The organism is Mycobacterium sp. P7213 (assembly GCF_900604305.1).
GTDB lineage: Bacteria > Actinomycetota > Actinomycetes > Mycobacteriales > Mycobacteriaceae > Mycobacterium.
Genome location: NZ_UWOA01000076.1, coordinates 1 through 13,523 on the forward strand (window position 1 = coordinate 1; position 13,523 = coordinate 13,523).

The window sequence follows — 13,523 nt, forward strand, 5'->3', positions numbered from 1 at the left end:
CGTTGCCGCCGTAACCGCCGGCCAGGCCGTTTTGGCCGTCACCACCGTTGCAGCTGCCACAGTCGCCGGTGGCGCGGGCATCGATTCCAGTGGCAACGGCGGCCGGGGCGGTGACGCCGGCGCGAACGGCAACGGCGGCGACGGTGGCAACGGCGGTTCCGGCCTGGCCGGGACGATTGGCGCCACCGGCGACAGTGGCAGCTACAACGGTGGTGACGGCCAAAACGGCCTGGCCGGCGGTAACGGCGGCAACGGTGGTGCCGGTGGCGCCGGTGGCACCCGATCGGGCGACGGCGGTAACGGTGGCGCCGGTGGCGCCGGTGGGCGTGGCGGCCATGGCGGGGACGGCGCAGCTGGGGCGCTCGGTTCGTTCGCCGACGGCGGTAGCGGTGTCGGTGGCACCGGAGGTTCCGGCGGTGGCGGTGGGATCGGCGGGGCTGGCGGCAATGGCGGCGCGGCGGGTACCGCCGGCCCGAACGGTGTGGCCGGACACCAGGGCGCTGGTGGCAACGGAGGTGACGGCGGTCGTGCCGGGCTGGCCGGCGATGGCGGTCGCGGCGCAGACGGTACTGCCGCCCACGCCGTCGGTGGTCGGGGTGGTCAAGGCGGTGCCGTCACCGCGGCGGGCGGGGCCGGCGGTGCGGCCGGTCAGGGTTCGACCGCGGGCGTTGCCGGTCAAGCCGGCGGCGGGAATACCGACCTGCAAGGTAACGGTGGCGCCGGTGGTAACGGCTACAACGCCGCCGCAGATCCGAGTGCGGCGCCGGGCACCGACGGCGGGGCCGGCGGTGCCGGCGGGGACGCCGGCGCCTACGGCCACGGCGGCCTGGGCGGCAACGGTGGCGCCGGCGCAGCCGGTGCGGACGGTGCCAACGGCACCGCGGCCAGCACTGCCGGCGGCACCGGTTCCATCGGCGGCAAGGGCGGCGACGGCGGTGCCGGCGGCTTGAACGGCGACGGCAGCACCTACGCCGCGCAGGGCAACGGCGGTGCCGGCGGACAAGGTGGCGCCGGTGGTGATGGATATCGGGGCGCCGACGGCCTCAACGGCAGTCGAGGTGACGACGGCGGTGCTGGCGGAAATGGTGGTGCCGGTGGTGTCGGGGGCAGCGGGACGGTAGCCGGTGCGCACGGAGCCGGCGGTGTCGGCGGCAACGGCGGTGCCGGCGGAACCGGTGGTGCCGGTATCGACGGTGCCGCTGGTGAAGCGTCAGACCCGACCGGTGCGGTCGGCGGTGCCGGTGGCAACGGCGGCGACGGCGGCAAGGCCGGGCTGGGCGGGGACAGTGGCAACGGTCAGCGAGCGTCCGACGGCACCACCGGTAACGGTGGCAATGGTGGCGCTGGTGGTGATGGCGGTGCTGGTTATGACCCGACCCAGGACATCTTGGCGGGGGCTGGGGTCTCCGGTGGCGCCGGCGGCAATGGTGGTGCTGGCGGTGTCGGCGGTAGTGGTGCGGTAGCGGGCAACCACGGCGCTGGTGGCGTGGGTGGTGCTGGTGGTTCGGGTACTGCCGGCATTGATGGCAACACCGGTTCTGCGGGGACTGCTGGGTCGACGACCGGTGGCGCCGGTGGCAATGGTGGCGTCGGTGGTAATGCTGGCCGGGGTGGTCTGGGCGGCGATTCCGGTGGTGGTCAAACTGCCGCGAATGGTGACAATGGTCATGCTGGTCGTGGCGGTAATGGCGGTGCTGGTGGCATCGGCTATGACGCGGCCTCCGATGCGGGTGCGGCCGCCGGTGCCAGTGGCGGCAACGGTGGCGTCGGTGGTAACGCCGGTCTGGGTGGTCTTGAGGTCGATGGGATCAACCGGGCTCTGGCGGGTTTGGCCGGTGTAGGTGGCAACGGTGGCGGTGGTGCCACCGGCCAGGCAGGTGCCGTAGGCGATTTCAGCGATGTCGACGGCGGCAACGGCGGCACCGGTGGCGCCGGCGGCAACGGCGGCCTCGGCGGGTATGAGGCCGATGGGTCGACCCGTGCCACGACCGGTAACGGTGGCAATGGTGGTGTCGGTGGTGATGGTGGTGCTGGTTATGACCCGACTCAGGACATCTTGGCGGGGGCYGGGGTCTCCGGTGGCGCTGGCGGCAATGGTGGTGCTGGCGGTGTCGGGGGCAGTGGTGCGGTAGCCGGTAACCACGGCTTCGGCGGCGTGGGTGGTGCTGGTGGTTCGGGCACTGCCGGTGCTGATGGTGCTGTGGGCACGGCGGGCACTGCGGGCTCGACGACTGGTGGGGTCGGCGGCAATGGCGGTGTCGGCGGTAATGCTGGCCGGGGTGGTCTGGGTGGCGATTCCGGTAACGGTCAGCGTGCTGACGACGGTGCCAACGGTCAGGCTGGTCGTGGCGGTAATGGCGGTGCTGGTGGCATCGGTTATGACGCGGCTACTGACCCGAATGCGGTTGCCGGTGCCGATGGTGGCAACGGTGGCGTCGGCGGTAACGCCGGTGTGGGTGGTCTGCAGGTTGATGGGATCAACCGGGCTGCTGCGGGTGCGGCTGGTGTCGGCGGCAACGGTGGTGGCGGTGGCACCGGTGCGGCCGGCACTGCGGGCAGCGCCGGGTCTATCGATGGCTCCGGTGGTGGTACCGGCGGCAAGGGTGGCAACGGTGGCCTCGGTGGGTATGCCGCTGATGGGTCGACCCGTGCCACGACCGGTAACGGTGGTGTTGGTGGTGTTGGTGGTGTCGGTGGTGCTGGTTATGACCCGACTCAGGACATCTTGGCGGGGGCTGGGGTCTCCGGTGGCGCTGGCGGCAATGGTGGTGCTGGCGGTGTCGGGGGCAGTGGTGCGGTAGCCGGCAACCACGGCGCTGGTGGTGTGGGTGGTGCTGGTGGTTCGGGCACCGCCGGCTCTGATGGTGCTGTGGGCACGGCGGGGACTGCGGGCTCGACGACCGGTGGGGTCGGCGGCAATGGCGGTAACGGCGGTGACGCCGGCCGGGGTGGTCTGGGTGGCGATTCCGGTAACGGCCAGCGTGCCGCTGACGGTGCCAACGGCCAGGCTGGCCGTGGTGGCAATGGCGGTGCTGGTGGCATCGGCTACGACGCAGCTTCCGATGCGGGTGCGATCGCCGGTGCCAATGGCGGCAACGGTGGTGTCGGTGGTAACGCCGGTGTGGGTGGTCTCCAGGTTGATGGGATCAGCCGGGCTGCTGCGGGTGCGGCCGGTGTCGGCGGCAACGGCGGTAGCGGCGCCGCCGGCGCGGCCGGCAATGCTGGCAGCGCCGGCAATGTCGATGGCACCGGTGGTGGTACCGGCGGCAAGGGCGGCAACGGCGGTCTCGGTGGTCTCCAGGTCGATGGGTTGATCCGCGCCGTCGACGGCAATGGTGGCGCTGGTGGCGCTGGTGGCGATGGCGGTGCCGGCTATCAGGGTGCCGCGGGTGTTGACGGTGTCAATTCCGGTGCGGGTGGCCTCGGCGGCAGCGGTGGCCAAGGCGGTATTGGCGGTGCCGGTGGCACCGGAGCCAACGGTGGTGCCGGTGGGACCGGCGGCCGGGGCGGCGCGGGCGCCGCCGGTGGTGCCGGGTGGACCGGTGCGGACGGTGTGATCACCGCCAACTCCGGGATCGGCCAAGACGGTGGCGACGGTGGGGCCGGTGGTCAGGGCGGTAACGGTGGGCAGGGCGGTGCAGGCGGTCTCAGCCTGGGCGGCGGCGCCAACGGCGGCAACGGCAATGGTGGTGCCGGTGGTGCCGGCGGCAACGCCGGCGCGGCGGGCAACGGTGGTGACGGCGCGGCCGGTACTGCAGCCGTTACCGACGGTGGAGCCGGTGGCAACGGTGGTGACGTCGGCCTCGCCGGTGCGGGCGGTAATGGTGGCGCGGCCGGCATCGGTGGCACCGGTGGCACTGTCGGCACGGACGGTGGTCAGGGCAGCTCGGTGACCAGCGGTGGTAACGGTGGCCGGGGTGGCGACGGCTACAGCCCGACCAGCACGGCCGAGACCGCCGGGGCCGGCGGAGCAGGCGGCAACGGCGGCGACCACGGCAACGGCGGCGCCGGCGGTGACGGCGGCAATGGTGCGGCCGGTACCAACGGCACCACCGTGGGTGTCTCGGGTACCAACGGCACCTCCGGCGGCGTTGGTGGCGCCGGCGGCCAGGGTGGCTTGGGTGGCGTCCTCGCCGGTAACGGTGGTGCCGGCGGCAAGGGTGGTGCCGGCGGTCAGGGCGGCAACGGCGGTGCCGGGATCGACGGGGACGCCGGTTCGTTCGACAACAGCGGAGACGGCACCGGCGGCAACGGTGGATCCGGTGGCAACGGTGCCTCCGGTGGGCTCGGCGGCGCCGGCGGGGCCGGTGGCGCAGCCCAGGCCGCCGGGTTCACCGCGGGCGCCAACGCTTCGGGCGGGGCCGGTGGTGCTGGTGGAGATGCCGGTGCCGGCGGCAACGGTGGTGCCGGCGCGGACGGTACCGCTGCCCACCTCGACGGCGGCAACGGCGGTTCCGGCGGCAACGTTGGTACGGCCGGTAGCGGTGCTGCCGGTGGTGCCGCGGGTGGTGCCGGAGCCAACAGCGGGGCGCACGGCGGCGACGGTGACACACCCGGCGGTGTGTTCGGCAGCGGCGGTAAGGGCGGTGACGGCTACACGTCGACGACCGCGGGTGCGGCCGGTGGCAACGGTGGCAACGGCGGTAACGGCGGCGACCACGGCAACGGCGGGGCCGGCGGTAACGGTGGCAACGGCGCGGCCGGCGCGGCGGGTACCGATGCGACCACGGCCGGCGGTTCGGGTACCACGGGTCTGACCGGTGGTGCCGGCGGCGCGGGCGGCACGGGCGGTCTGGGCGGCTCGATCGCCGGCAACGGCGGTTCCGGTGGCGCAGGTGGAACGGGCGGGATCGGCGGCCGCGGTGGATCCGGAATGGCCGGCGCGGACGCCACCGGCGACGGGGTGAACGGACAGGCCGGCGGTAACGGCGGCGGCGGTGGAGTCGGCGGCGCCGGCGGCGTCGGTGGCGTCGGGGGCACTGCCGCGCACGGCACCGCGGGCGATCAGGGTGTTGGCGGGGCCGGCGGTAACGGTGGCACGGGCGGTACGCCCGGCGACGGCGGCGACGGCTCCAATGCCATCACCGCTGGCGGCAAGGGCGGCGACGGCGGCCACGGCGGCGACGCCGGCCTGGGCGGTGCCGGCGGCCAAGGCGGTGCCGGCCTGACGCAGGGCGCCGACGGTAGCACCGGAGCGATGCACTCCGGCGCGGCCGGCAATGGCGGCGACGGCGGCGACGGCGGCAATGCCACCACGATCAACGGCACCGGTGGGGTCGGCGGCAAGGGTGGCGACGGCGGCAACATCGGCAACGGCGGAAACGGCGGCGATGGCGGCAAGGGCGGCACCGGCAGCGGCGGGGTCAACCCGGGCACCGGTGGATCGAGCCCGGCCGCGGGCAACGGCAGTACCGGCAGCAGCTCAGGAAGCACCACCGCGACGGGTACGAAGACCGGTGGGCCCGGCAGTCCCGGAACCGACGGCAACAACGCCAACAACGGCGGGTTGCAGCAGGCCGGTGGCAATGGCGGCTCCGGCGGCTACGCCGGTGTCGGCTCCGGTACTTCCTACGGCGGCGCCGGCGGTCAAGGGGGCACCGGTGGTGTAGGTGCCAAGGGTGGCAATGGCGGCACCGGCGGCGAAGCCTACTGCGGTGTCGTCAACGCGAATTGCTATGCCGGGGACGGCGGCACCGGCGGCACAGGCGGTGTTGGTGTCAGCGGAAACGGCGGTGGCACCGGCGGCGCAGGTGGCGCCGGTGGCGCCGGTGGCGCGATATCGGGCGCCGGTGGCAACGGCGGTACCGGTGGTCAGGGCGGCACCGGTGGCACAGGTGCCGCGGGCGGCTCCGGCGGCACCGGTGGCACCGGCGGTTTCGGGAACGAGAACTGGACCGGCGGGACCGGGTGGGGCGGCGACGGTGGTCAAGGTGGCACCGGTGGCACCGGCGGCACGGGTGGCGTCGGTGGTACCGGTGGCCAAGGTGGTGCTGCCGGTGCGGCTGGCGGTAGCGGGGTCGCTGGGCAGGCTGGTGATGGCGGCACGGGTGGTACCGGTGGCACGGGTGGTACCGGTGGTACCGGTGGCAACGGCGGTGGCCGTGGCGACGGCGAGAGCCACGACGGCAGCGGCGGTGCGGCCGGTATCGGCGGCGGTGGTGGCACCGGTGGTACCGGCGGTCAGGGCGGTGCGGCCGGAGCCGGTACCGGAGGCAGTACCGGTACCGGGGGCGCGACGGGCAACCAGGGTGGTCAGGGCTCCGGAGGCAGCGGCGGCTAAGGCGACCGCCGCTGGCGCGGGACCCCTACGCGCCCAGCGCCACCGCGGCCTCGGCCGTGTAGCACAGGAACGTCAGCGTCTCCTGTAGGTAGAGCTGCACGTTCTCGGCATCGTGCGACAGGTAGCCGATCGCGACATCGGTGCCCAGCCGCAGATCGAAGTCCCCGCCGCGAGTGGTCAGCACAAACGCGCCGTCGATAGCCGGTGCCCAGATGATGTCGCCGGTGACCAGCCGGCGCAGGTGCTCCAGGATCGGGTAGCCGTGATCGGAGGTCTCGGCGACCTTGGTGTAGGCGTCCGCGGATAGCAGCACCGAGTACGGGCCGTCCACCCCGGCCAGTCGCAACGCCGACAGCGCCTGGCTGATCACGTCCGGGATGCCACGCGGGTCCTCGGGCAGCGTCAGCTCCGGGTTCGAGCTGGCGCTGCGGATGCCCTCCACCGCGGCGCCCGGGTATCCCCCGAAGATGATGCGGTCCTCGGCGAACGCCAGCTTCTTGGCCGCGGCCTTCACCGGGTCCCAGTCGGGATCCTGCGAGCCCCGCTCGACATCGTCGATCTCGTCACGCGACAGGCTGAACGGAACCCGCAGGCGCACCAGCGGTTTGCTGTCGCGCAGATGCGCTTCGACGCCGTCGGCCGGGGCGCTGATGCCGGTCAGCCGACCGGTGCCCACCGCGGCCGCCGTCGGGCCGGCCGGCTCGCTGACGTCGACCACCCGGCGCCCGGCGATGTGCCGCTTGAAGGTCCGGGTCGCCTCCTGCTCGATGTCGGCCCAGGCCGCTTCGGTAACCGGGGCCAGATCGCGATACAGGTTGTTCATTGCGAGGTTCCTTTCAGGCTGCCGATGTTCAGTGAGCCGTGAACGCCGGTGGTCTCGACGGGCTCGGAGGGTGTGGGTGTCGCTGCTCCCGGGAGCGGCGGCGGATCGTCGAGGAAGTCGGCCGTGGGGGTGAAGAACATTCCGCCGGTGACCGCGGTGGAGAAATCCAGAATGCGGTCGGTGTTGCCCGGCGGGTCGCCGAAGAACATGTTGCGCAGCATCTGCTCGGTGACTTGGGGCGTCCGCGAGTAGGCGATGTAGTAGGTCCCGGACTCGCCGGCGCCCACCGAGCCGAACGGCATGTTGTGCCGCACGATGTCCAGTTCGTTGCCGTCCTTGTCGGTGATGACATTGAGCGCGATGTGCGAGTTGGCCGGTTTCACCCCGTCGTCGAACTCGATGTCGTCGGCCTTGGTACGGCCGATCACGCGTTCCTGTTCGGTGACCGGCAGCGCCTCCCAGGCGGCCATGTCGTGCAGGTACTTCTGGATGTGCACATAGGAGCCGCCAGCAAAGTCGGGATCGTCGTCACCGACCGCGGTGGCCGCCACCGCTTCGTCGTCGACCGGGTTCTCGGTGCCGTCGACGAAACCGAGCAGGTCGCGGTTGTCGAAGAACCGGAAGCCGTGTACCTCGTCGACCACGGTGATCGCCCCGGCCATCGCCTTGACGATCCGCCCCGACAGTTCGAAGCAGACGTCCAAGGTCTCGCCCTTGACGTGAAAGAGCAGATCCCCCGGGGTGGCCGGGGCGGTGTGGCGGGGACCGGTCAACTCGACGAACGGATGCAGCTCGGCCGGGCGAGGGCCGGCGAACAGCCGGTCCCAGGCGTCCGAGCCGATCGAGGTCACCAACGACAGCTTCTTGGTCGGGTCGCGGAAGCCGATCGCCCGAGCGAAACCCGCCAGGTCGGGCAATGCGTCGTGGACTGTCTGCTCGCCGCCCTGATCGATGGTGGCCACCAGAAAAATGGCCGAACAGGTCAGGGGAGCGGTCACGGGCTGGACGGACGGCACGCTATCGACCCTAACGCCCCCATCGGCGTCCGGATGCGAAAGACTTAACCCCATGGCGGCCACCGCAACCGGACTATGCGAGTTCATCGACGCCTCACCGTCGCCGTTTCACGCCTGTGCCGCGGTGGCCGAACGGCTGCGAGTCGCCGGCTACACCGAGGTCTCCGAAACCGACCGATGGCCGCAGGCGCCGGAGCGGTACTTCACCGTCCGGGCCGGTTCCCTGATTGCATGGAATAGTCCGGAGCACGGCGGCCACATCCCGTTCCGGATCATCGGCGCGCACACCGACAGCCCGAACCTGCGGGTCAAGCAGTACCCCGCCCGTGAGGTCGCCGGCTGGCAGCTGGTGGCCCTGGCGCCCTACGGCGGCGCGTGGCTGAACTCCTGGCTGGACCGCGATCTGGGGATCAGCGGCCGGCTCTCGGTGCGCAGCGGTGCCGAACGCTCTGGGATCAACCATCACCTGGTCCGTATCGACGAGCCGATCCTGCGGGTGCCGCAGCTGGCCATCCACCTGGCCGAGGACCGTGCCGCGGTCAAGCTGGACCCTCAACGCCACGTCAACGCGGTATGGGGAGATGGCCGGTCCCCGGACTTCCTCGGGTACGTGGCGCAGCGCGCCGGCGTGGAACCCCGCGACGTGCTGGGATTCGACCTGATGACCCACGACCTGGCGCCGTCGGCGGTGACCGGGCCGGGCCAGGAATTCGTCAGCGCCCCGCGGCTGGACAACCAGGCCAGCTGTTACGCCGGGCTGGAAGCGCTGATGGCGGCGCAACCGGGCCGCTACCTGCCGGTGTTGGTGCTGTTCGACCACGAGGAGGTCGGGTCGACGTCGGATCACGGCGCCCAGTCCGATCTGCTGCTGACCATCCTGGAGCGGATCACGCTGGCCGCCGGCGGCGACCGCGAGGACTTCCTGCGCCGGCTGACCGCCTCCACACTGGCCTCGGCCGACATGGCGCACGCCACCCACCCGAACTACCCGGACCGTCACGAACCGGGCCATCAGATCGCGATCAACGCCGGCCCGGTACTCAAGGTGCAGCCCAACCTGCGCTACGCCACCGACGGCCGCACCGCCGCCACTTTCGCGCTGGCCTGCGACCAAGCAGGGGTGGCGCTGCAGCGCTACGAGCACCGGGCCGACCTGCCCTGCGGATCGACCATCGGCCCGATGAGCGCCGCGCGCACCGGGATCCCCACCGTTGACGTGGGCGCCCCGCAGCTGGCCATGCATTCGGCGCGCGAACTCATGGGCGCGCGCGACGTGGCCTCCTACACGGCGGCCCTGGCCGCATTCCTGGCGCCGGAGTGAGTGATTTCGGCGCGGTTGTTCCCGCTGAGCGGTCGCCAACGCGCCGAAATCGGTGCCATAGACTGTGCCCGTGACGCCCCCGACCACGCTGGACACCGTCGAACACGCCGCCGCAACGCCCGAGCACCCGCAACCGTTCGCCGAGTTGGGTCTCAAGGACGACGAGTACCAGCGCATCCGCGACATCCTGGGCCGCCGCCCCACCGACGCCGAGCTGGCCATGTACTCGGTGATGTGGAGCGAGCACTGCTCCTACAAGTCCTCCAAGGTGCACTTGCGCTATTTCGGTGAGACCACCACCGACGAGATGCGCAAGGCCATGCTGGCCGGCATCGGCGAAAACGCTGGCGTCGTCGACATCGGCGACGGCTGGGCAGTCACCTTCAAGGTGGAGTCGCACAACCACCCCTCCTACGTCGAGCCGTACCAGGGCGCGGCCACCGGAGTGGGCGGCATCGTGCGCGACATCATGGCGATGGGCGCCCGTCCGGTTGCGGTGATGGACCAGCTGCGCTTCGGCGCCGCCGACGCCCCCGATACCCGCCGGGTGCTCGACGGGGTGGTGCGCGGCATCGGCGGCTACGGCAATTCGCTGGGGCTGCCCAACATCGGCGGCGAAACCATCTTCGACCCGTGCTACGCGGGCAACCCGCTGGTCAACGCCCTGTGCGTCGGCGTGCTCAAGAAGGAAGACCTGCACCTGGCGTTCGCCTCCGGTGCCGGAAACAAGATCATCCTGTTCGGGGCGCGTACCGGGCTGGACGGCATCGGTGGGGTGTCGGTGCTGGCATCGGACACCTTCGGCGGCGACGAGAGCGGTGCCGGCCGTAAGAAGCTTCCGTCGGTTCAGGTCGGCGACCCGTTCACCGAGAAGGTGCTCATCGAGTGCTGCCTGGAGCTGTACGCCGCCAAGCTGGTGGTCGGCATCCAGGATCTCGGCGGTGCCGGATTATCTTGTGCTACTTCTGAGTTGGCATCCGCTGGCGATGGCGGCATGGCGATCCAGCTGGACAAGGTGCCGCTGCGCGCAGCGAACATGAGCCCGGCCGAGGTGCTGTCCAGCGAGTCGCAGGAACGCATGTGCGCCGTGGTCGCCCCGGAGAACGTGGACGCCTTCATGGCGGTCTGCGCCAAGTGGGACGTGCTCGCCACCGTGATCGGTGAGGTGACCGACGGCGACCGGCTGCAGATCACCTGGCACGGCGAGACCGTCGTAGACGTGCCGCCGCGCACCGTGGCCCACGAAGGCCCGATCTATCAGCGCCCGGTCGCGCGCCCCGACACCCAGGACGCCCTGAACGCCGACCGCTCGGACAAGCTGCCGCGGCCGGCCACCGGGGAGGAGCTGCGCGCGACTCTGCTGGCACTGCTGGGCAGTCCGCACTTGTGCAGCCGGGCGTTCATCACCGAGCAGTACGACCGCTACGTGCGCGGCAACACCGTGCTGGCCGAGCACGCCGACGGTGGAATGCTGCGCATCGACGAGGTCTCCGGGCGCGGGATCACGATCTCCACCGATGCGTCCGGTCGCTACACCAAGCTCGACCCCTACTCCGGGGCGCAGCTGGCACTGGCCGAGGCCTACCGCAACGTGGCCGTCACCGGTGCCACCCCGATCGCCGTCACCAACTGCTTGAACTTCGGTTCACCGGAAGACCCCGGGGTGATGTGGCAGTTTGCCGAGGCCGTTCGCGGCCTGGCCGACGGCTGTGCGGCACTGGGGATTCCGGTGACCGGCGGCAATGTGAGCTTCTACAACCAGACCGGCGCCACTCCGATCCACCCCACCCCGGTGGTCGGGGTGCTCGGCGTCATCGACGACGTCGGCCGCCGTATTCCGACCGCGTTCGGGGTCGAACCGGGTGAGACGCTGATCCTGCTCGGCGACACCCGCGACGAGTTCGACGGGTCCATCTGGGCGCAGGTGACCGGTGACCACCTGGGCGGGCTGCCGCCGAAGGTCGATCTGGAGCGCGAGCAACTGCTCGCCGAGGTGCTGAGCGCGGCATCGCGCGACGGCCTGGTGTCCGCGGCCCACGACTTGAGTGAAGGCGGGCTGATCCAGGCCGTGGTCGAGTCGGCGATCGCCGGTGAAACCGGTTGCCGCATCTTGCTTCCCGAAGATGTCGATCCATTCGTCTTCCTGTTCTCCGAGTCGGCGGGCAGGGCGCTGGTGGCGGTGCCGCGCACCGAGGAGAGCCGGCTGCGCTCCATGTGCGAGGCGCGCGGCCTGCCGGCCACTCGAGTCGGCGTGGTGGACCAGGCCTCGCAGGAGATCGAGGTCCAAGGCCAGTTCAGTGTGTCGCTGACCGAACTGCGCAGCACCTCCGAAGCGGTGCTGCCGGGACTGTTCGGGTAAAGCCCCAGCGGCATGGGAACGGTCGCGCCACCGGCCAAACACCCGCTGCTGGTGTGGGCATGGAGCCTGCTGCGGCTCAAGTTCGCCGGAGTGGCGTTCGGTGCGCTGTTCTTCTGCTTGTCGCTGACCCCGTCGTTACTGCCGCGCGACTGGGTGTTCCAGGGGCTGATCGGCGGGATCAACGCGGCCTTCGGCTACGGGCTGGGCGTGCTGATCGGCGCAACGGTGGAACGGTTTCTACTGCGCGGCGCCAGCTGGTGGCCGCCGTCGCGCCCGGTCTTGTTCGCGCTCAAGGCAACTGTGGTGGTGACGGCTCCGGCCGCGTGCGTTGTGATGCTGATCCCGGCCGCCGGCTGGCAGCGCCAGGTCTCCGACCTGCTGGGCATCGAAGGCCCGGCAACGCTGGGCTACCTGTGCACCCTCGGCGTGGCGATCGGGGTCGCCGCCGCACTGGTGGCGACCGTGCGGGTGCTGATCGACGCCAGTCGGCTGCTGGCCCGGGCGCTGATCCGGCGGTGGCACCTGCACAGCGAAGTCGCCATGTTCATCGGCAGCGCGATCGTGGTCGTGTTGTTGACCACCTTGATCAACGGCGTGCTGATCCGTGGCTTCTTCGCCGGCGCCAGCGCGGTGTTCCAGCCCGAGGACAGCGCCACCGTGCCCGGGACGATCCAGCCGTTGCAACCGGAGCGATCCGGCAGCCCGGAGTCGTTGGCGCCCTGGGCCACGCTGGGCAGCCAGGGCCGCAGCTTCGTCGCCGGGGGAGCACACGCCGCCGAGCTCACCCGGCTCAATGGACGGCCCGCCCGCGAACCCATCAGGGTGTATGCCGGGTTGCACAGCGCCGGCGACGACCAGGCGCGAATGCAGCTGCTGCTCGACGAACTGGATCGCACCCGCGCCTTCGATCGCCAGGTGTTGGTCGTGGTGCCCACCACGGGCACCGGGTGGGTCGACCCGGCCGCGGCCGATGCGCTCGAGATGCTCTACAACGGCAACACCGCCATCGTCGCTGTCCAGTACTCCTACCTGCCGAGCTGGATCTCCTTCCTGGCCGACCAACGCAAATCGATGGATTCGGGACGGCTGCTGGTGCGCACCATCGCCGAGCGGTGGCGAGGCCTGCCGGTCGAGCACCGGCCCAAACTGGTGCTCTACGGCGAGAGCCTGGGATCGATGGCCGGGCAGGCCGCGTTCGACTGGTTGCCCGACATCGCCGAGATGGGCTACGAGGCCGTGCTGTGGGTGGGGCCGCCGCAGGCCAGCCCGCTCTGGCACGCGCTGCTGGTGCGGCGCGACCCGGGCAGCACCGCCGTGTTGCCGCGCTACGACAACGGCCGCACGGTGCGGTTCTCCCAAGGCACGGTGCCGGCCGAGATCGCCCGGATCGCCGCGCCCCCGTGGCACGGCACCCGGGTGCTGTTCTTGCAGCACGCCTCCGACCCGGTGGTGTGGTGGTCACCGGATCTGCTGTTCGCGCGGCCTGACTGGCTGACCGAAGCACCCGGCCCGGACCGCACCGTATCCATGCGCTGGTACCCGGTGGTGACGTTCTGGCAGGTCAGCGCCGACCTGTTCCACGGTGAGAAGATGCCCGCCGGGCACGGCCACAACTACGCCGACACGATCCTGGACGCACTCGTGGCGGTGCTGCCACCCGACGGCTGGACACCGGCCGACACCGAGCGAACCCGGGCGGCCCTGCGGGGCGGGTAGACGGGGGT

The 13,523-nt window shown here is 71.5% G+C and carries 6 protein-coding genes; 4 read left to right on the forward strand and 2 right to left on the reverse strand.

Annotated elements, in window-relative coordinates; genetic code table 11:
- The first annotated feature begins 31 nt into the window (after nucleotides 1-31).
- Nucleotides 32-6,280, forward strand: coding sequence for a PE family protein (locus EJK91_RS21970; protein ID WP_206430454.1), 6,249 nt, complete (start codon nucleotides 32-34; stop codon nucleotides 6,278-6,280).
- Between the two features lie 25 nt (nucleotides 6,281-6,305).
- Here the strand turns inward: EJK91_RS21970 and EJK91_RS20370 are convergent, their stop codons facing one another.
- On the reverse strand, nucleotides 6,306-7,103 hold the full coding sequence (locus tag EJK91_RS20370) for a family 1 encapsulin nanocompartment shell protein (protein ID WP_125079815.1): 798 nt from the start codon (nucleotides 7,101-7,103) through the stop codon (nucleotides 6,306-6,308).
- The gene (locus EJK91_RS20375; RefSeq protein WP_125079819.1) at nucleotides 7,100-8,173 is read right to left on the reverse strand and encodes a Dyp-type peroxidase; all 1,074 of its coding nucleotides are present in this window, start codon (nucleotides 8,171-8,173) and stop codon (nucleotides 7,100-7,102) included. Before EJK91_RS20375 ends, EJK91_RS20370 begins: the two co-directional genes overlap by 4 nt.
- Between EJK91_RS20375 and EJK91_RS20380 the strand changes: the two genes are divergently transcribed.
- The 3 genes from EJK91_RS20380 to EJK91_RS20390 all read left to right on the forward strand — a co-directional run bounded on the left by EJK91_RS20380 (nucleotide 8,172) and on the right by EJK91_RS20390 (nucleotide 13,515).
- Entirely contained in the window at nucleotides 8,172-9,440 is a 1,269-nt protein-coding gene (locus EJK91_RS20380) for a M18 family aminopeptidase (protein WP_125079816.1), read from the forward strand. The genes EJK91_RS20375 and EJK91_RS20380 overlap by 2 nt on opposite strands.
- 88 nt (nucleotides 9,441-9,528) lie before the next feature.
- Complete coding sequence (gene purL / locus EJK91_RS20385) at nucleotides 9,529-11,799, forward strand: phosphoribosylformylglycinamidine synthase subunit PurL (RefSeq protein WP_206430455.1); 2,271 nt, start codon at nucleotides 9,529-9,531, stop codon at nucleotides 11,797-11,799.
- Between the two features lie 12 nt (nucleotides 11,800-11,811).
- Entirely contained in the window at nucleotides 11,812-13,515 is a 1,704-nt protein-coding gene (locus EJK91_RS20390) for an alpha/beta hydrolase (protein WP_125079818.1), read from the forward strand.
- Nucleotides 13,516-13,523: the final 8 nt, after the last annotated feature.